The 18,558-nt window shown below is 70.9% G+C and carries 21 protein-coding genes and 1 riboswitch; of the genes, 12 read left to right on the forward strand and 9 right to left on the reverse strand.

Annotated features, from left to right (window positions below; all coding sequences use genetic code 11):
* Window positions 1-10: 10 nt before the first annotated feature.
* The 7 genes from AB0I88_RS16455 (at window position 11) to AB0I88_RS16485 (ending at window position 7,570) form a co-directional block, all read left to right on the forward strand.
* The gene (locus AB0I88_RS16455; RefSeq protein WP_361024177.1) at window positions 11-1,393 is read left to right on the forward strand and encodes a serine hydrolase domain-containing protein; all 1,383 of its coding nucleotides are present in this window, start codon (window positions 11-13) and stop codon (window positions 1,391-1,393) included.
* Window positions 1,394-1,630: 237 nt separating this feature from the next.
* Window positions 1,631-2,710: a PhoH family protein gene (locus tag AB0I88_RS16460; RefSeq protein ID WP_361024180.1), complete on the forward strand. Its 1,080-nt coding sequence runs from the start codon at window positions 1,631-1,633 to the stop codon at window positions 2,708-2,710.
* A 24-nt stretch (window positions 2,711-2,734) separates the two neighbouring features.
* Window positions 2,735-3,205 (forward strand): rRNA maturation RNase YbeY, encoded by a 471-nt coding sequence (ybeY, locus tag AB0I88_RS16465; protein ID WP_361024183.1) that lies wholly within the window; start codon window positions 2,735-2,737, stop codon window positions 3,203-3,205.
* Window positions 3,206-3,207: 2 nt separating this feature from the next.
* Entirely contained in the window at window positions 3,208-4,557 is a 1,350-nt protein-coding gene (locus AB0I88_RS16470; protein ID WP_361024186.1) for a hemolysin family protein, read from the forward strand.
* A complete protein-coding gene (locus AB0I88_RS16475; protein WP_361024189.1) occupies window positions 4,550-4,915 on the forward strand; it encodes a cytidine deaminase in 366 nt (121 codons plus the stop codon). The genes AB0I88_RS16470 and AB0I88_RS16475 overlap by 8 nt, the downstream gene beginning before the upstream one ends.
* 602 nt (window positions 4,916-5,517) lie before the next feature.
* Entirely contained in the window at window positions 5,518-6,438 is a 921-nt protein-coding gene (gene era / locus AB0I88_RS16480; protein ID WP_361024192.1) for a GTPase Era, read from the forward strand.
* Between the two features lie 82 nt (window positions 6,439-6,520).
* The gene (locus tag AB0I88_RS16485; protein WP_361024195.1) at window positions 6,521-7,570 is read left to right on the forward strand and encodes an acyltransferase; all 1,050 of its coding nucleotides are present in this window, start codon (window positions 6,521-6,523) and stop codon (window positions 7,568-7,570) included.
* Here AB0I88_RS16485 and AB0I88_RS16490 read toward each other — a convergent pair.
* Window positions 7,557-8,327: a DUF4097 family beta strand repeat-containing protein gene (locus AB0I88_RS16490; protein ID WP_361024198.1), complete on the reverse strand. Its 771-nt coding sequence runs from the start codon at window positions 8,325-8,327 to the stop codon at window positions 7,557-7,559. The two genes, AB0I88_RS16485 and AB0I88_RS16490, sit on opposite strands and share 14 nt — an antisense overlap.
* Before the next feature lie 106 nt (window positions 8,328-8,433).
* Between AB0I88_RS16490 and recO the strand changes: the two genes are divergently transcribed.
* Together recO and AB0I88_RS16500 are read left to right on the forward strand one after the other, a co-directional pair.
* Window positions 8,434-9,210 (forward strand): DNA repair protein RecO, encoded by a 777-nt coding sequence (gene recO / locus AB0I88_RS16495; protein ID WP_361024201.1) that lies wholly within the window; start codon window positions 8,434-8,436, stop codon window positions 9,208-9,210.
* Entirely contained in the window at window positions 9,207-9,989 is a 783-nt protein-coding gene (locus AB0I88_RS16500) for an isoprenyl transferase (RefSeq protein ID WP_361024204.1), read from the forward strand. Before recO ends, AB0I88_RS16500 begins: the two co-directional genes overlap by 4 nt.
* Here AB0I88_RS16500 and AB0I88_RS16505 read toward each other — a convergent pair.
* A complete protein-coding gene (locus AB0I88_RS16505) occupies window positions 9,976-10,656 on the reverse strand; it encodes a haloacid dehalogenase-like hydrolase (protein ID WP_361024207.1) in 681 nt (226 codons plus the stop codon). The genes AB0I88_RS16500 and AB0I88_RS16505 overlap by 14 nt on opposite strands.
* A complete protein-coding gene (locus AB0I88_RS16510) occupies window positions 10,653-10,946 on the reverse strand; it encodes an MTH1187 family thiamine-binding protein (RefSeq protein ID WP_361024210.1) in 294 nt (97 codons plus the stop codon). The genes AB0I88_RS16505 and AB0I88_RS16510 overlap by 4 nt, the downstream gene beginning before the upstream one ends.
* Before the next feature lie 113 nt (window positions 10,947-11,059).
* On the opposite strand from AB0I88_RS16510, the gene AB0I88_RS16515 reads away from it, so the two are divergent.
* The 3 genes from AB0I88_RS16515 to AB0I88_RS16525 all read left to right on the forward strand — a co-directional run bounded on the left by AB0I88_RS16515 (window position 11,060) and on the right by AB0I88_RS16525 (window position 11,971).
* Window positions 11,060-11,281 (forward strand): type II toxin-antitoxin system VapB family antitoxin, encoded by a 222-nt coding sequence (locus AB0I88_RS16515; RefSeq protein WP_361024212.1) that lies wholly within the window; start codon window positions 11,060-11,062, stop codon window positions 11,279-11,281.
* Window positions 11,278-11,700 carry a PIN domain nuclease gene (locus tag AB0I88_RS16520; RefSeq protein WP_361024215.1) on the forward strand — a complete coding sequence of 141 codons (423 nt, stop codon included), beginning with the start codon at window positions 11,278-11,280 and terminating at the stop codon, window positions 11,698-11,700. The genes AB0I88_RS16515 and AB0I88_RS16520 overlap by 4 nt, the downstream gene beginning before the upstream one ends.
* Window positions 11,701-11,827: 127 nt before the next feature.
* A complete protein-coding gene (locus tag AB0I88_RS16525) occupies window positions 11,828-11,971 on the forward strand; it encodes an aldo/keto reductase (RefSeq protein ID WP_361024218.1) in 144 nt (47 codons plus the stop codon).
* Here AB0I88_RS16525 and AB0I88_RS16530 read toward each other — a convergent pair.
* The 6 genes from AB0I88_RS16530 to AB0I88_RS16555 all read right to left on the reverse strand — a co-directional run bounded on the left by AB0I88_RS16530 (window position 11,962) and on the right by AB0I88_RS16555 (window position 18,301).
* Entirely contained in the window at window positions 11,962-12,882 is a 921-nt protein-coding gene (locus tag AB0I88_RS16530) for a 5,10-methylenetetrahydrofolate reductase (protein ID WP_361024221.1), read from the reverse strand. The two genes, AB0I88_RS16525 and AB0I88_RS16530, sit on opposite strands and share 10 nt — an antisense overlap.
* A gap of 214 nt (window positions 12,883-13,096) precedes the next feature.
* Entirely contained in the window at window positions 13,097-13,600 is a 504-nt protein-coding gene (locus AB0I88_RS16535; RefSeq protein WP_361024224.1) for a hypothetical protein, read from the reverse strand.
* The gene (locus AB0I88_RS16540; protein WP_361024227.1) at window positions 13,597-15,294 is read right to left on the reverse strand and encodes a PHP domain-containing protein; all 1,698 of its coding nucleotides are present in this window, start codon (window positions 15,292-15,294) and stop codon (window positions 13,597-13,599) included. The genes AB0I88_RS16535 and AB0I88_RS16540 overlap by 4 nt, the downstream gene beginning before the upstream one ends.
* 182 nt (window positions 15,295-15,476) lie before the next feature.
* On the reverse strand, window positions 15,477-16,280 hold the full coding sequence (locus tag AB0I88_RS16545; RefSeq protein WP_361024230.1) for an energy-coupling factor transporter transmembrane component T: 804 nt from the start codon (window positions 16,278-16,280) through the stop codon (window positions 15,477-15,479).
* Window positions 16,277-17,707 carry an ABC transporter ATP-binding protein gene (locus AB0I88_RS16550; RefSeq protein WP_361024233.1) on the reverse strand — a complete coding sequence of 477 codons (1,431 nt, stop codon included), beginning with the start codon at window positions 17,705-17,707 and terminating at the stop codon, window positions 16,277-16,279. Before AB0I88_RS16550 ends, AB0I88_RS16545 begins: the two co-directional genes overlap by 4 nt.
* 3 nt (window positions 17,708-17,710) lie before the next feature.
* The gene (locus tag AB0I88_RS16555; protein ID WP_361024236.1) at window positions 17,711-18,301 is read right to left on the reverse strand and encodes an ECF transporter S component; all 591 of its coding nucleotides are present in this window, start codon (window positions 18,299-18,301) and stop codon (window positions 17,711-17,713) included.
* Between the two features lie 70 nt (window positions 18,302-18,371).
* A riboswitch (TPP riboswitch) is annotated at window positions 18,372-18,474 on the reverse strand.
* Between the last annotated feature and the right edge of the window lie 84 nt (window positions 18,475-18,558).

Below are 18,558 nucleotides of genomic sequence, written 5' to 3' on the forward strand. Positions count from 1 at the left end.
AGACGATGGCATGAGCGAGCCGACCCCTCGCTACGAGCGCGCCGCCCGCCGAGCCCAGGCCGACGGCCGGATACCCGCGCTCTCGGTCGCGCTGCACCGCGCCGACCGGCAGCCGTGGGCCTTCACCGTCGGCGACTCCGGCAACCCGGACCACCCCCTCGGCCCGGGCACCCGGTTCCGGATCGGCTCGGTCACCAAAACCCTCACGGCGGTGCTGGTCATGCAAGCCCGCGACGAAGGCCTGGTCGACCTGGACGCGCCGATCGCGAAATACCTCGACGTGCCGGCACACGGCGACGCCACGATCCGCCGGCTGCTCTCGCACACCGCCGGGTTCCAGCGAGAGCCGTACGGCGACGTCTGGGACACCCTGATCGCCCCGGACGCCGGCCGGATGCTCGCCGAACTGGACCGCGCCGAACGGGTCCTGCCCAACGCCCGCCGCTTCCACTACTCCAACCTCGGGCTGGCCGTGCTAGGCCAGATGGTCGCCGGACTACGCGGCGGCACGTGGGCCGAAGTCCTCACCGAGCGCGTCCTCACCCCGCTCGGCCTGGACCACACCTCGATCGACATGCCACCGGACGCGGCCGTCGGCTACCTGGTCGACGCCTACTCCGACGCGGCCCGCCCGGAACCCCCGGTCGACCTCGGCGGCGTCGCCCCGGCCGCGCAACTCTGGAGCACCGCGGCCGACATGGCGAAGTGGGCCGCCTTCCTGGCCGACCCGGAGACCGTCGACCAGGCGGGCAGAGTCCTCGCCCCGGGCACCGTCGACGAGATGCGCTGGCCGCTCACCACCACCGACGAAACCCTCTGGGCGGCCGGCTTCGGGCTCGGCCTGATCCTGATCCCGGAAGGCAACCGGATCATGCACGTCGGCCACGACGGCGCCATGCCCGGATTCCTGGCCGGCGTCTACGGCCGGCGCGGCGGCGAGGACAACCCGGGCGCCCTCGGCTGCGCCGTCCTCGGCTCCTCCGGCACCGCCGGGCAGACCAACGAACTGGTCCACGAACTGCTCCGGCTCGCCGCCGACCTGGACCCGGCGGAGATCCGGCCCTGGCGGGCCGCGCCGCCCGCCCCGCTCGCGTACCGGCCGGTGCTGGGCCGCTGGTGGAGCGAGGGCATGGAGTTCGTCTTCGCCTGGCACGACGGCCGGCTCCAGGCCCGCGCCGCCGAGGCGCCCGCCGGACGGCCCCCGGCGATCTTCGAGCCGCTGCCGGACCGGCCCGACGTGCTCCGCACCGTCTCCGGGCGGGAAGCCGGCGAACTGCTGCGCCTGACCCGCGACGACAGCGGGGCGGTGGTCCGGATGCACTGGGCCACCTACCGGTTCACCAGGCTCCAGGAGGGCTTCGACGGCGGCTGGGCCGCCGACGGCCCGGAGTGAGACGGCTGCCGGGCGGCGCGTGGCCGGAGTGCGGGCGGGCGGCGGGCCGGAGTGAACGGCCGCTGGACGTCGCGTGGCCGGAGTGCGGGCGGCGGTTCGGCGGCCGGGAGTGAAACGGCGATAATGGCATCGGCGGGCGGGCGGCTGAGCGGATAGGATGGCACGATCCTTGAGCGAGCCGCCCGATCCGGGTGGCGAAGATAGAGAGCAGGTGGCGGAGGCCCGCCGGGCCACCCTATGACCGGTACGCCGAATGAATCCAGCACTGGCTCGACCAGCCCGGTGCGGGCGCAGACCAAGATCTCGGTGAACGACCCGAAGATCATGGTGAACCTGCTCGGCGCCAAGGACGAGATCCTCCGGCTCATCGAGCGCAACCTCGACAGCGACGTGCACGTCCGCGGCAACGAGATCACCATCACCGGCGATCCGGCCGAGAACGCGACGGCCGAGCGCCTCTTCTCCGAGTTGATCGAATTGATCGAGAAGGGGGAGATGCTCAGCGTCGACGCTGTCCGCCGCACCCTGCGGATGCTCGAGGAGAACACCTCGGAGCGTCCCGCCGAGGTGCTCACCCTCAACATCCTGTCCCGTCGCGGGCGCACCATCCGGCCCAAGACACTGGGCCAGAAACACTACGTCGACGCCATCGACAAGAACACCATCGTCTTCGGCATCGGCCCCGCCGGCACCGGTAAGACGTATCTGGCCATGGCCAAGGCGGTGCAGGCGCTCCAGGCCAAGCAGATCAACCGGATCATCCTGACCCGGCCGGCGGTCGAGGCGGGGGAGCGGCTCGGTTTCCTGCCGGGCACGCTGACCGAGAAGATCGACCCCTATCTGCGGCCGCTCTACGACGCGCTGCACGACATGCTCGACCCCGAGACCATCCCGCGCCTCATGGCCGCCGGGACGATCGAGGTCGCGCCGCTGGCCTATATGCGCGGAAGAACGCTCAATGACGCGTTCATCATTCTCGACGAGGCGCAGAACACCACGCCTGAGCAGATGAAGATGTTCCTGACCCGGCTGGGCTTCGGGGCGAAGATCGTGGTGACCGGTGACGTCACCCAGGTCGACCTGCCCGGCGGGACGACCAGCGGCCTCAAGATCGTGCGGCAGATCCTGCACGATGTGGAGGACGTACACTTCGCGGAGCTGTCCAGCTCCGACGTGGTGCGGCACCGGCTGGTCGCCGAGATCGTCGACGCGTATGCGCGGTACGACGCCGACCAGGAGCAACAGACCGCACAATCCGTCCACGCCGTGCCGGGCCGGGCCGCCAGCGGTGGCCGGGCGCCGGGCCGTCGGCGCTGATTCGCAAGGGGTAATCGCACCACTATGTCCATCGAGATCGCCAACGAGTCGGGAGTCGAGGTCGACACCGACGCGATCCTCGCGGTTGCCCGGCACGCCCTGGACGAGATGGGTGTCAACCCGCTCGCTGAGCTGTCGATCCTGCTCGTCGACATCGACTACATGGCCGAGCTGAACCATCGGTGGATGGGCAGCGACGGCCCGACCGATGTGCTCGCGTTCCCGATGGACGAGGGCAGTGTCGATCACGGCCCCGGCGAGTCCGGCACCGGTGAGCCGGCCCTGCTCGGCGACATCGTGCTCTCCCCGGAGGTGGCCGCCAAGCAGGCGACCGTGGCCGGGCACGCCGCCGCCGACGAGCTGCACCTGCTCACCGTGCACGGAGCGCTCCACCTTCTCGGCTACGACCACGCCGAGCCGGAGGAGGAGCGGGAGATGTTCGCCCTGCAGAACAAGTTGCTGCAGAGCTGGCGCGCCGGGCGTAAAGCCGGCTGATCGTGGACCCCGCGTCGGCCGGCCTGCCGGACCTGCAACTCATCACACTCGCGGTCGGGCTGGTGCTGCTCGCCGGCCTGGCCTCGATGACCGACGCCGCGCTGGGCACCGTCTCGCACGCGCGCGCCACCGAGCTGGCCCGGGAGGGCCGGCGGGGCGCGGGCGCGCTGGCGGCGGTCGCCTCCGACGTGGTCCGCTATGTCAATCTGCTGCTTCTGCTGCGGCTGCTCTGTGAGCTGACCGCCACCACGCTGGTCGCGCTGGTCGCGGTCGACACCTGGGGGGTGGGCTGGCGGGCGGCGCTGGTGTCGGCCGGCGCCATGACGCTGGTCAGCTTCGTGGTGGTGGGGGTGGCTCCGCGCACCTTGGGGCGCCAGCACGCGTACGCGGTCGGTCGTGCCACCGCCCCGCTGGTGCGCTGGCTGGGCAGGGTGCTCAATCCGCTGGCCAAGCTGCTGATCCTGATCGGCAACGCGGTGACTCCGGGTAAGGGGTTCCCGGAGGGCCCGTTCGGCAGCCAGGTGGAGTTGCGTGAGCTGGTCGATCTGGCCGAGCAGCGTGGTGTGGTGGAGCACGGCGAGCGTGAGATGATCCACTCGGTGTTCACTCTCGGTGACACGATCGCGCGTGAGGTGATGGTTCCGCGTACCGAGATGGTGTGGATCGAGGCTCCCAAGACTCTGCAGCAGGCGCTGTTCCTGTTTCTGCGGTCGGGGTTCTCGCGGATTCCGGTGATCGGCGAGAGTGTCGACGACGTGCTGGGTGTGCTTTATCTCAAGGACGTCATCCGGCTCACTCAGAACGGCGATCCCGCGGCGGCCGCGCAGGCGGTGGCCGACGCGATGCGCCCGGCCAACTTCGTGCCCGAGTCGAAGCCGGTCGACGACCTGCTCTCCGAGATGCAGGCGGCCCGCAATCATCTGGTGATCGTGGTGGACGAGTACGGTGGCACCGCCGGCCTCGTGACGATCGAGGACATCCTTGAGGAGATCGTCGGCGAGATCACCGACGAGTACGACGTGGAACGCCCCCCGATCGAGCATCTGGAGGACGGCTCGGTGCGGGTGGCCGCACGGTTGCCGATCGAGGATCTGGGCGAGGTGTTCGGCGTGGAGCTGCCCGCCGACGAGGTGGAGACGGTCGGTGGTCTGCTCGGGCAGACGCTCGGCCGGGTCCCCATTCCCGGTGCCGAGGCGGAGGTCGGGGGCCTGCACCTGATCGCCGAGGGTGCCAGCGGCCGGCGTAACCGGATCGACTCGGTGCTGGTGCGCCGGGTGCGCCCGGAACCGGCCGCCGAGCAGGACGATGAGAACGTTGCCGAGAACGAGGAAAGACAGCCCGCCGATGCCTGAGCAGTCCTTTGCCCCCACCGCCGTCCCGCTGAGCGCGGAGGACACCAAACTGGTCACTCTCGCGCGCAGTTCCCGTGCCCGGGTGGGCGCTTCCGAGGGTGCGGCGGTGCGAGACCAGGACGGCCGTACCTACGCGGCGGCGACCGTGGCGTTGCCGCACCTGTCGCTGTCGGCGCTCCAGGCGGCGGTCGCGCAGGCGGCCTCGTCGGGGGCTACCCGCCTGGAGGCGGCGGCGGTGGTGACCGAGGCGCCGGCGCTCGAGAGTGCCGGCCATGCCGCGGTGCGTGATCTGGCGGTGGATGCGCCGATCCATGTGGTGGGCCCCAGCGGCACGCTGCTCGGCACGGTCACCCAGTGATGGCGGAGGAGCCCGGCAAGCGCGGTCAGTCTCCGAGGAAGCCCCGTCAGGCTGCGGCGAAGCGTGGTCGAGCGGCCGGTCCGGCCGACGGCCGGCGTGGTCCGGCGCCGGAGAAGCGTGGCCAGGCTCCGCAGAAGAGCGGCCAGGCGTTCGACAAGCGTGGCCAGGCTCCGCAGAAGAGCGGCCCGGCGTTCGACAAGCGTGGCCAGGCTTCGGAGAAGGGCGGCGAGGCTGCCCGGAAGCGCGGTGTGGCGCCGGAGAAGCGTGGTCAGGCGCCGGTCGACGGTGGCCGGTCCGCTGAGCAGGGCGGTCAGGCGCCGGGTGAGCGGCGGCTCACCGCGGGCGAGCGCAACGAGTTGCGGCGTCAGGAGCGGCGGGCGGCCCGCCGGGCCGCGGATCAGGGCACGGAGCAGCGTGGGCGGTCGCGTGACGGCTCCGGCGCGGGCCGGGCTTCTTCCGTCCCGGGTACGGGTGACGTGCCCCGCCGAAGCGGGAGTGAGGGCAGATCTACGGGTAAGGCCGGAGTGCCCGGGAGCTTCCGGGGACGGGGTGGTGCTTCTGCGGACGGTCCACCGCGTACCGGGAAGGGGTCGTCGCGGAAGGTGCACCAGCACACGGCCGCGGTTGCCGCGAAGGGCGAGGACGGGGTTTACCGGGCGGGCTTCGCGTGTTTCGTCGGACGGCCCAACGCCGGCAAGTCGACGCTGACAAATGCGATCGTCGGTCAGAAGATCGCGATCACCTCGAGCAAGCCGCAGACCACCCGGCATGTGATCCGTGGCATTCTGCACCGGCCGGATGCGCAGGTCGTCCTGGTCGACACGCCTGGCCTGCACCGTCCCCGGACCCTGCTCGGCGAGCGGCTGAACGATCTGGTCCGCGAGGTGTGGAGCGAGGTCGACGTGATCGGGGTGTGTTTCCCGGCGGACGAGCCGATCGGGCGTGGTGACCGGTTCATCTCGTCGGAGATCGGCGCGCTGAAGGCCAAGGTGATCGCGGTGGTCACGAAGGTGGATCTGGTCGATCCGGCCACCTTGGCGCAGCGGCTGCTCGATGTCTCGAAGTTGTACGACTTCGCGGAGATCGTTCCGGTGAGCGCGGTCTCGGGTCATCAGGTGGAGACGCTGACCGATGTGATGGTCCGTTACCTTCCGGAGTCGCCGCAGCTGTACCCGGACGACGTGCTGACCGATGAGCCGGAGCAGGTGCTGATCGCCGAGCTGATCCGGGAGTCGGCGCTCGAGGGGGTACGTGACGAGCTGCCCCACTCGATCGCCGTGCTGGTGGAGGAGATGCTGGTCGAGGGCAAGCTCACCAGGATCTACGCGGATCTCTACGTGGAGCGTGACAGCCAGAAGTCGATCGTGATCGGGACCCGGGGCGCGCGGCTCAAGGAGGTCGGTTCACGCGCGCGTACGGAGATCGAGAACCTGATCGGTGGGCGGGTCTACCTGGATCTCCACGTTCGGGTCGCCAAGGAGTGGCAGCGCGATCCGAAACAACTGCGCAAGCTCGGTTTTTGATCGATAAGTGGACATTTCCCAACTATGGTGAACTTCACCATAGTTTGCACAGGTTACCCACCCGGGGGTAACACCTTGGGCCATGCGAAATCGGTACCTGGACCTGCTGCGCGCTGTGGCGACCGTCCGGGTGGTCGTCTATCACCTGACCGGCTGGACCACGCTGACCGTGGTCCTGCCGGCCATGTCGGTGATGTTCGCCCTGGCGGGGTCGCTGATGGCGGCCTCGCTGGACCGGTTCGGGGTGTGGGCGGTGGAGCGGCGGATCCGCCGGCTGCTGCCCTCCCTGTGGGTGATCGCCGCGATCGCCGTCGCGACCATGCTGGCCACCGGCACGTCGGCCCCGAGTGCGATGCTCCTGCTCTGGGGGTTCCCGCTGGACACCCCGGAGGCCACCGGCTGGTGGATGCAGGGTCTGAGTCACACGTGGTACCTGCGGGACTTCCTCTGGATGGTGCTGCTGTCGCCGCTCGCGCTGCCGCTCTACCGCAGGTTCCCCGTCCCGGTCGTGCTGGCCCCGTTCGCGGCGCTGCTCGCGATCACCCTGTCCGGGGCGACCGTGCCGCCGGTGGCACAGAGCCTGGCCCTGTACGGCGGGGCATGGCTGCTCGGGTTCGCCCACCACGACGGGCACCTGGAGCGGATCGGCCGTAAACGGCTGCTCGGCATCGCGGCCGCCCTCGCCGTCCCGGCGGCCGCCTGGGTGCTCACCCACCCCGGGCCGCGGGGGTACGACCTCAACGACATCCCACTCGGCAACGCGCTCTGGTCGGCGGCGTTCATCCTGGTCGTGCTCGGATGCGTACGGCCGCGGGTGCGCGGCCACCGGCTGCTGACCGTGCTGAACGCCCGGGCGCTGACGATCTACCTCTGGCACGTGCCGGTCATCGTCGCGGTGACCCAGTGGGGTGAGCGCCACGACCTGCCGCTTCAGGGGTGGGTCGGCATCGGGTGGCGTACGGCCGTGGTCGTTCTGCTGCTCGGTGTGGTGATCGCCGCGGTCGGCTGGGTGGAGGACCTGGCCGCCGGGCGCCGGGCCACACTGCTGCCCGGACGGCGGATCCCGGTCCCGGTCTCCCCGGCCCCGGCACCGGCCCCGGCCGCGCCCAGCCCGGTGTCTAGCCTCCGATGACGCTCACGTCGCCGGCCCGGGTGCGCACGTCCAGCACGTCGGTCGCCTTCGGGTCGTCGGTGACGCCGGCCACCTCCTGGTCGCCCGAGCTGGAGCCGGTCCGGACCCGGTAGGAGCCGGCCGGGACCATGACCTGCACGTCGCCGTTGGTGGCCGTGGCGGTCACCGACGACGCCTCGGCCAGCTGGACGTCGATGTCGCCCGAAGTGGTGCGGACCGTGACCGGGCCGGTCGCGTTCATCACCCCGATGTCGCCGGACTGGGCCTCCAGGGTCACCTCGGACCGGCCCACCACGTTGAGATCGCCGGCGGTCGCCCGCACCTTCACCGGCCCGGTGCCGTGATCCACCATCACGTCCCCGGAGGTGAGCCGCAGATCCACCGGCCCGACCCCGCTCAGGCCGACGTCGCCGGAGGTCAGCTCGCCCCGCACGGTCACCCCGGCCGGGGCGCTGATCTCGTAGGAGACGTTGCAGTCCCGCCCGCAGTCGGAGGTGAGGGTGAGCACACCGCCGGACCGCTGGTAGGTGGAGCCCGGGTCGGACCCGCCATGGATGATCCGCCGGATCGTCGTCTCGGTCGTCGACTCGCTCGCCGAGACCGTCACGTCGCTGTGCCGCCCGGACAACACGATCTCGGTGATCTTGACGGTCTCGGTGTCCTCGAAGGTCAGTCGCGCGCCCACCGCGCCGTCGCAGCCGGCCAGGGCACCGCCCGCCGTGACGGCGGCGAGGATCAGAGCAACTCTTCGGGTCATGAGGTGAACCTATTCGGGTCGCCCGCTCAGGCCATCGGGTCCCGTCCCGGAGTCGACCCTGAGATCCGGGTCAGGGTCTGTCGTAGGTACCGGGCAGAATGGCGGGGTGCCCGCCGGATACCGCCGCCAGCTCTACCGCGACGACGCGGTGGTTCTCCGTGTGCAGAAACTGGGCGAGAGCGACCGGATCGTCACCCTGCTGACCCGGCGGCACGGCCGGCTGCGCGCCGTCGCCCGTGGGGTCCGCCGGATCAACTCCCGCTTCGGTGCCCGGCTCGAACCGTTCGGCCACATCGACCTGCAACTCGCCGGGTCCCCGGAAGGCCTGGGCAGCTCACTGCACTCGGTCAGCCAGGTCGAGGCGGTCACCCTGTTCGGCAAGAGCTTCCTCACCGACTACCCGCGCTACACGGCGGCCAGCGCCATCTGTGAGACCGCCGAGCGGCTCACCCCCGTCGAGCGGGAGCCCGCGCTGCGACTCTTCCAGCTCACCCTGGGCGCGCTGAAAGCCCTAGCCGCCGGCGAGCACCTGGGCGGTCTGGTGCTCGACGCGTACCTGTTGCGGGCCATGGCCTTCGCCGGCTGGGCCCCCGCGCTCACCGAGTGCGCGGTCTGCGGCACCGCCGGGCAGCACGCCGCCTTCGCCGTCCCCGCCGGCGGCGCGGTCTGCCCCGACTGCCGGCCACCCGGCGCCGCCCACCCCAGCCCGGCCACCCTCGGCCTGATGTCCGCCCTCACCTCCGGCGACTGGACCGTCGCGGACGCCGCCGAGGCCTCGGCGCGCCGCGAGTGCAGCGGCCTGGTCGCCGCCCACCTGCAATGGCACATGGAGCGGGCGCTGCGCTCGCTTCCGCTTGTCGATCGACGGGAGTTGAACCCTTGAGCCCGCGTCCGCCCACCCCACACATCTCCGGCGCCCGGCCACCCCAGTTACCGGCGGCCGCGCTGCCGAAGCACGTGGCGATCGTCATGGACGGCAACGGCCGCTGGGCCAAGGACCGCGGGCTCGCCCGCACCAAAGGCCACGAGCAGGGGGAACACTCGCTCTTCGACACCATCGAGGGCGCCATCGAGATCGGCATCCCCTACCTCTCGGCGTACGCGTTCTCCACCGAGAACTGGAAGCGCTCACCCGACGAGGTGCGCTTCCTCATGGGCTTCAACCGGGACGTCATCCGCCGCCGCCGCGACCAGCTCGTCGAGCTGGGGGTCCGGGTCGTCTGGTCCGGACGGGCCGGCCGGCTGTGGAAGAGCGTCATCTCCGAACTGCAGACCGCCGAGGAGATGAGCCGCCGCAACAGCACGCTCACCCTCCAGTTCTGCGTCAACTACGGCGGCCAGGCGGAGATCGCGGACGCCGCGGCGGCCATCGCCCGCGACGTGGCGGCCGGCAAACTCAAGGCCGACAAGGTCAACGAGAAGACCATCGCGCGGTACCTCTACCACCCGGAGATCCCCGAGGTGGACATGTTCCTGCGCCCGTCCGGCGAGCAGCGCACCTCCAACTTCCTGCTCTGGCAGTCGGCGTATGCGGAGATGGTCTACCTCGACACGCTCTGGCCCGACTTCGACCGCCGCCACCTGTGGTATGCGTGCGAGCTCTACGCCCAGCGCGACCGCCGCTTCGGCGGGGCCCTGCCGAACCCGGTCAGCCCGACGTAACCAGCGCCTGCACGGCGGCGTCGGTGTCCGCCAGATCCGGCAGCACCACATGCGCGCCCGCCGCGGCCAGGTCCGCCGCGGCGGTGCGGCCCGTCGCCACGGCGACCGCGACCGCCCCGTTCGCCAATGCCGCCGTCACGTCGTTGACCGTGTCGCCGATCACCACCGGGTGGAAGGTCTCGCCGTACTTGGCCTGCGCCCGCTCCAGACAGCGGCGCACCAGGACCGCCCGCACCGCGTGATCGGTGCCGTAACCGCCCACCTCGGTGTCCAGCTCGCCGCCCAGCCCGAAAGCGGCCAGTTTCGCCGCCGCCACCTGCGGGACGTTGCCGGTCACCAGCGTCTGCACCACGCCGGGGTCCCCGGCCAGCCGGGCCAGCACCTCACGGACGCCCGGCATCAGCGCGCCCTGCTCGGCGAACTCGTGCCGAACCTCGTGCACCACCTCGACATAACGGGCGAAGAACCGCTCCGGTGTGCAGTCGGTGACCCCGTGCGTGGCGAACACCTCGGTGCAGATGTCCGTGTCCGTCCGCCCACCGAAGACCGGTGTGTCCCGCCAGGCCACCCCGGTCACCTCGGTGAACGCCGCCCGCCAGGCCCGGGCCGCCACCCCGCCGCCGCTCAGCAGGGTGTAGTCGACATCCCACATCACCAGCCGCCTCACTCGGCGAGCACCCGCTCGATGTGCTCCACCTTGGCGGTCAGCGCGCCGGTCACGCCCGGGCGGACGTCGGCCTTCAGCGACAGGCTGACCCGGGGCGACACCCGCGCGACGGCGTCGACGGCCTGCTTGACCACGGCCATCACCTCGTCCCACTCGCCCTCGATCGTGGTGAACATGGCATCGGTCCGGTTCGGCAGACCGGAGGCGCGAACCACCCGGACCGCCTCGGCGACGGCGTCACCGACGGAGTCGCCGGTCCCGATGGGCGTGACAGAGAAGGCAACCAGCATGCCCCCATCCTTCCAGCAGATCCACCCTTGAGTCGATCAATGCGCACGCCTAGTCTGGGCGGAAAGCAAGTTGGCAAGAAGCAAGTCGCCTATTGTTGAGAGGGAGCAATTTCGTGGGGGTTGCCGTGGCAGACGAGTCGATGAATATTGATGAGCAGGCTCTGATGGAGGCTGCGAAGATTCTCGGTACGAAAACGGCCGACGAGACCGTGAATGCTGCGCTCCGCGAGGTGATCGCCGTCCGCCGGCGGGTCGAGGCACTGGAGCGTCTCGGTGAGATGGGCGCGGCGGGTGACTTCGACGAGTTCCTGGACAAGCGGAGCTACCGGCGATGACCGTGGAGTACCTGGTGGATACCAGCGCCTACATGCGGCTGGCTCGTGAGGCCGGGCTGCGCGAGGCTTGGCGTCCGTGGTTTGTGGCAGGGACCCTGTCCCTGTGCCCGTTGACGAAGTTGGAGATCTACTTCACGGCCCGGTCGGCAGCACATCGAAAGGACCTCGAGTCGACGATCCGGAATCGATACGGTTGGGTCCTCATGCCGGATGTGATCTTCTCGCGAGCGGCCCAGGTGCAGGATCTTCTCACGAGATGCGGTGCGCAACGATCCGCCGGTCCTGTCGATCTCCTGGTGGCGGCCACTGCGGAGGTGCACGGGATGACGATCCTGCATTACGGCCGAGACTTCATGAGCGTCGCCGAAGTGACCGGCCAGCCGGTTCGGTGGATCGCGGAGCCAGGAAGTGTCGACTGACCTACCATTCCCTGTCTGAAAACTATCAGGGCCCGAGCGTCCGGCCGGGGCCGAGCGCGGGCGGGTAGACGCGGGCCAGCGGCCGGAGTGGCGGATTGCCCGGGAACGCGGGGTCACCGGCCATCAGGTGCGGCTCGCTTGGACGCTGCATCAGGGCAGGCATGTGCTGGCGATTCCGGGCACCGGGGACGTCGCCCATCTGGAGGAGAACGTCGCCGCCGGTGCGATTCGGCTCACCGCAGCCGAGTTGGCCGAAATCGATCAGGGCTGACGGCCGAGGAGGGCGGCCACGTCGGCGGCCAGTTCCGTGGTGGCCTCGATCTCGGCCTTGCGGATCGACACGCTCTCGACGTTGAAGCCGTAGGGGAGGCCCAGGTGTTCGCAGAAGTCCATCAGATCCCGGGCGATCAGCATGCACTGCCGGTAGGACTCGGCGAGCGGATCGGGGGAGTGGCGGATCGAGTTCTCCAGCCAGCGGGGCACGTCCACGCCGAGCCAGCGGACGAACTCCAGCGTCTTCAGCGAGCCGCACAGCGACAGTGTGAAGATCACCGTGCGGGGGTCGACGCCGCGCTCCCGGCATTCCAGGTAGTAGTCGCTGAGCAGGTTCTTCGTGTCGTTCAGGTGGTAGATCACCTGCGTCACGAAGAAGCCGACGCCCAACTCCTGCTTGGCCAGCATGCGCCGATGCTCGTCACGGCGCTCCCCGATCACGACGGCGCCGAGTGGCAGGTCCGGGCGCACCTGGTGGCGCAGCTCCTGAGCCCGGCGAAGCCCGGTGTGGACCGGTTTTCCGCCGGAGGAGGCGCCCACGAAGACAGTCAGCACCTGGTCGCTGACGCCGGACATCCAGGTCCGCAGCTCGTCCTCCGGGTATTTCCCGACACAGCGGTAGATGATCACCGGCTTCTCCCAGCCGGTCAGGTGCCGGCTGTAATAGCGCGCCGGGTCAAGAGTCGGCAGGTAGGGGAAGGGCCGCTCGATCGGGTTCCGGTCGGACTCGTCGTCGATGTCGTAGAGGATCAGACCGTCGACATCGAGGGCTTCCAGCCGTTTCTGGGTGACCTCGGCGATCTCGCTGATCCGCTCCTGAGTGGCGTGGCTCCGCGGTGGCGTGAGGCTGAACACCAACACCCCACTGCGAGCCTCGGCCAGGAGCTGTCGCAAAGAGTCACGAGACATGCGACCACAGTAGGGTCCGGCCGGGCGGGGCCCCTCACCGAACGCGGCCCATCCCGCTCTTCGAAACCCGGCCGGGGTACGGCTACCAGCGCCCGATTCACGTAATGGGTGTGTGACGGCGCGACCGGGGTGGCACGGCTGTCCGTGCGTGATCTACGCGATGGGAGCGTGACGGGGCCGGGCTCAGGGGTCGAGCCCGGCCGCGGGCGACGAGTCAGTGGTCGGCGCAGCAGGGGGTGGGGTGGCGGGCCTCGAACGGGATCAGCCGTCCGCCCGCCGCCGGGGTGGTCACCAGCACCAGTTCCCCGGAACGGAACCGGGGGCGGACGAAATCGCCGGTCTCCACCACCGTCGCCGGGGCCGCCGGTCCGCTGCCGAGGACCTCGACCCGGGAGATGGCGCTGCGCTGCAGGATCTCGCTCACGGTGAGGTCGCCGGTCAGGCGTTCCACACCGGGGAAGCGGACGGCCCGCCCGTCACGGCCGGACGCCGCCTCGGCCGCGGCGGCCGCCAGAGCCGGATCCGTCTCGTGGGAGGCGGCCGTGAGCAGGCTGATCGCCACGTGCGGGTAGGGCGTGGCTACCAGGTGGGTGCAGGCCAGCACCGGCGCCGGGGCCAGCGACGTGATCCAGTGGTCGGCTTCGGCCAGGGTGCGGTGGCCGAGGCTGACCCCGACGATCCGGGCCGTGGGCCGGATCGCCGGAGACGGCGTGGTCATCGGGGCAGAACCCAGATGGGGTTGGTGTAGAACCACAGGTCGCCCCACGGGTCGGCGGCGCCGCTCACGTCGAGCCGCGGCCCGTACGGGTCGACTGACGCGCCGAGCAGGCCGGGCTGGGTGCGGTTGCCGTCGGTGCCGCGCACCCGCAGGTAGAACGGCTTGTCGAGCCGGCCCAGGTCGTACGCGAAAGTGATTTTGCCGTTGGTCTTGGTGACCTCGAACGACGTGACCACTCTGGTGTCGGGGGCGGTGAAGGCGTCGCGGTCGGCGACCGGGCCGGTGACCGTGCCGACGATCACGTCGACGCGCTTGAGGAGCGGGATGAATCCGGCCCAGTTCGGCACGTCCTGGAGGTCGATGTCGAGGACCAGTTCGGTCGAGGTGCCGCGCTTGACGTGCAGGACACCGCCGAGCGGGGTGCCGGTGGACCAGCGGCGATCGCCGGTGACCCGGACCCGGGCGTTCAGCGCCTTGATGAGCCGGCCGTGGTCGACCCAGACCCGGCCGGAGCGCAGACCGTCCATGACGGCCCGGTACGAGAACGACGTCGAGCCCACGTTGGTGCGGCCGTAGTAGCCGGGCCAGAAGTCGCCGGCCTGAGTGTTGATCGAGCCGTTGTGGACGGGGTCGTTGTACTTGCCGTCGGCGTTGAAGTCGCTGCCCGGCCCGCGTTCGGTCTGGTCCAGGTAGTTGACGTGGCTGTCCGAGTTGACGGTGATCCACCACGCTTTGCCCTCGGCGAGCAGGCTGTCCCAGAGGCCGCCGACGGTGGCGGTCATCCAGTCGAAGCCACCCCACGTGCGGTACGACTCCAGTGGGTAGCCGGGGAACGACGCGGCCGACGGGCTGTTGTCGTAGTAGCCGCGGGCGCCACCCCGGCCGTTCGGGGCGGGGATGCCGGCGGCCTGGTGGCCGGGCGCCCCCTCGAAGCCGACGGCGACCGTGGGGTCGGCGTCGCGCCAGTTGCGGATCTCGTGCGGGGAGTCGATGCCGCGCCGGGCCGGGTGGTTGGCGAAGAACAGCGCGCCGTCGATCTTGCGGGCTTTCACCTGCTCGCCGAGGAACTTGATGCCGGCGATCGCCATGGCCTCGTTCTGGGTGGCGGTGTTGGTCGTGGGCAGTTGTGAGCCGTCGTACCGTGTCTCGAACTGCTTGAGGACCTCGACCTCGTTCCGGCCCGGGTGCACGAAGACGGTGGCGTGCTCGGCGGCCGGGATGTTCCACTCCAGGCCCTGGAAGGTGAGCAGGCCCTTGAGTTCCTCGCGGGTCTTCACGATGTCCGGGTTCACCTTGTCCACACCGATCTTGGCGTGGGTGGTGCTGCCGTGGTCGGTGATGACCAGCCAGTCCAGGCCGTACGCGTACCCGTGCTGAGCCTGGTCGATCACCCGGTACTGGCCGTCGGAGCTGTACTGCGTGTGGACGTGATGGTCGCCGGCCAGCCACGTCAGTTCGCCGGTGCGCGGCTTTCCGGCGAGCGGCCCGGTGGCCTCGGCGGCACCCGGACGGGCCAGTACGGAGGCGGCGGCACCGGCGCCGAGCAGGCCGGCGCCGAGCAGGAAGCGTCGGCGGGTGGCGTCGGCGGGGGACAGCTCCGCGGCCGGCACGGAGAGGTCGAGAGCCTCGGGAAGGTCGTTCCCGGGGGCTGCGTCATGCGAGTGGTCGTGAGAATGATCGTGGCCGTGACCCATGGCGGACACCCTCGCCCGAGCAGGTCAACGCCCGTTGTCGATCCAGTGGACACCCGGCGAACGATCAACTCCCGGCGGGTTCCCAGGGTTGTTCCGCGGGTTTGAGGCGGCGCTCACGGCCGGCTGATGTGGATCAACCCCCGGCGGGTGGTCAGGGTTGTTCCGGGGCCGGCTGAAGTGGATCAGCCGATGATCGGGTTGAACAGGCCGAGCACGACGGTCACGGCGAGGATCGCGATCCCGGCCAGGAACCCGGCGGCCAGCAGGACGGCGTCGGCCGCGGTGAACCGTTGCACCCGCGCGTGGGTGCGCGTCGCCCCGGAGTCGAAGCCGCGCGCGTCCATCGCCACGGCGAGCCGCACCCCGCGCCGCAGCGCTCCGACCAGCAGCGCGAACGCCGTCGACGCGAACAGCCGCAGTTTGGCCAGCGGGTTGCGCCCGGCGTCCACCCCGCGTGCCCGCCGGGCCAGGGTGAGCGCCCGCCATTCGGCCCCGAGCAGCGGCACCAGGCGGAACGCGGCCAGCGCGCCGATCGCGAACCGGGCCGGGGCCTTCGCGTTCTGCACCAGCGCGTCGGCCAGGTCGGTGGGGTCGGTGGTGGCGAAGACGACGATGCCGGGCAGCGCGATCGCGAAGATCCGCAGCACCAGCGCGGCGGCGGTGGACAGCACGCCGGTGGTGACGTCGAACGGGCCGAGCGACACCAGCGAGTCCCCGGTGCGTTCCGCGGCGAACAGGATCATCGTGACCAGGATGCCGCCCGCGGTCAGCAGCAGCGGGGCCATCCGGCGGGCCAGCGGCAGCGGCCGGATGCCGAAGAACGGCAGCGCGATCAGTTCGACGACCAGGGCCGCGGACGGGGTGAACGGGTCCACGGTGAGGATCAGCGGCAGCGTGAACAGCAGCGCCGCGCCCAGCTTGGCGACCGGGTTGCGGCGGGCCAGCGGGGCCGCCGGGTCGGCGATCGGCTCGACGGAGACGCTCACGGCCGGGACCTTCGCGGCAGCGGGTCCGGCGCCGGCTCGCCGAGGGGCACGGTCCGGTCGGCGAGGGTACGCACGAAGACGTCGTCATGCGTGACGGCGACCACCCCGTGACCGTCGTCGCGGAGCCCGGCGAGCAGGTCGACGAGTTCCCGCCAGGTGCGCCGGTCCTGCCCGAAGGTGGGTTCGTCGAGCACCAGCAGCCGGGGCGCGGTGGCCAGCGCGGTGGCCACGCTCAGCCGGCGGGCCTCCCCACCGGACAGGGTGTACGGGTTGGCCTCGGCGAGCCGGGTCAGCCGCAGCCGGTCCAGCAGGTCGTCGACGATGCGGCGGATGTCGGCGGGGGAGCGGCCCAGCCGGCGCGGGCCGAGGGCCAGCTCGTCGGCGACCCGGCCGGTGACGAACTGGTGCTCCGGGTTCTGGAAGACCGATCCGATCCGCCCGGTCAGGGTGGCGGCACGCCAGCGGTGCGGCGGCCGGCGGTCCCCGAACGCCTCGACCCGGCCGGCCGTCGGCGCCAGGAGGCCGCCGAGCAGCAGCGCCAGGGTGGACTTGCCGGCGCCGTTGGGCCCGGTCACGGCGACCACCTCGCCCGCCGCGGCGGACAACGAGACGGGCGGGAGGCGTTTCGTGACTTCGGCGCGCGTCACGCGTACCAGATCATCGGTTGATCTTGATATGGCCTTGATCGGCGGGGTGCTGAAGCCGGGGACCCAGACGCCCTCGCCGGCGAGCCTGTCGCCGTAGGCGGCGAAGATCAGCTCGGGTGTGCCGTCGGCGCGGACCCCGCCGCCCGGCTCGAGGACCACCACCCGGTCGACGAGCGGAAGGGCCTCGGCCACCCGGTGCTCCACGATGATCAGCGTGGTTTCCGGGCCGGTGGCCCGGGCGACCGCCTCGCGGATCAGCCCGGCGCCTGCCGGGTCCAGGTTCGCGGTCGGCTCGTCCAGCAGCAGAAGGCCCGGCCGCATGGCCAGCACCCCGGCCAGAGCCAGACGTTGCGCCTCGCCGCCGGAGAGCGCGGCGGTGGGCCGGTTGATGGGGTACGGGAAACCGACGCGATCCAGCACGTCGGACACCCGTGGCCAGATCTCGCCGGACGGCACCCCCCGGTTCTCCAGCCCGAACGCCACGTCGTCGCCACTGCGGGCCATCACGAGCTGGGTCTGCGGATCCTGGAAGACGATGCCGACACGGTCGCGGGCCTTGCGCGGATCCAGGCCGTCGATCTCGATGGCGCCCTCGGACTCGCCGGAGTCCTCGGGCAGCAGGCCGGCGAGCGCGGCGAGCAGGGTGCTCTTGCCGGCCCCCGAGGGACCGAGCAGCAGCACCCGCTCGCCGTGCCGGATCTCCAGATCCAGCTCGCGGACCGCCCAGGCGCGGCGACCGGCGTGCCGCCACCCGAAGCCGCTGAGCCGAACATCACTCATGAACTAGATGACTGCCCGTTCCCGGCCCGCGCCGAACCGGTCCAGCACCCCGGTCGGCGCCAGCGCCCGGACCAGCGCCCACGAGCCCAGACCCGCGATCACGGTGCCGCTCAGGACGGTGATCAGCGCGTACGGAATCCGGTACGACCAGAGGGCGGCCTCCGAGTTCCACACGAAGAAGTCGAAGACCGCGGCGCTCACCCCGGTCAGCGTGCCGGCCAGCAGCGCCGCGCCGAGCCGGAACGACTGGTAGCGCAGCCCCGCGAACGCCAGCTCGGCGCCGAGACCCTGCGCCAGGCCCTGCCAGACGACGGTCATGCCCCACGGGCCGCCGAGCATCGCGGAGACGATCGCGGCCACCAGCTCGGTGTAGAGCGACGCGCCCGGCTTGCGGATGACGAGCCCGCCCAGCACGGCCGGGATCAGCCAGACCCCGTACAGCACGGTCTGGGACGGGGGGAAGAAGGCGAAGGCGCTCTCGGTGACGACCCAGAGATTGCCCCAGGCCCAGAAGATGACGCCGAACGCCACGGCGATCACCGAGGCGATCACGATGTCTATCGTGCGCCACCGGTTCGGGTTCTGTTCTTTCATGTACGCCTCCCAGCGGACACCGGGAGGAGACGCACGCCGTGACCCGGGCTGCGATGCCCGGGCGCGACGCGGCTGGAGAAGACCGAACTTCCTGCGCTGGCATTACCCAGATCAGGTACGAGGGTCTGCGGTCGCCCGCACTCTCAGCGCTGTGCGCTCCCCTGTCGGATCGGAGCTCCTCCGCTGTCGCGGCAAAGCTCCGGTGGATGTGCTTCGATGACCGTAACACCTGGTAGCAGAGCGGCACAGGGAGGTAG

This window comes from Actinoplanes sp. NPDC049802, assembly GCF_040656595.1.
Classification (GTDB): Bacteria; Actinomycetota; Actinomycetes; order Mycobacteriales; family Micromonosporaceae; genus Actinoplanes.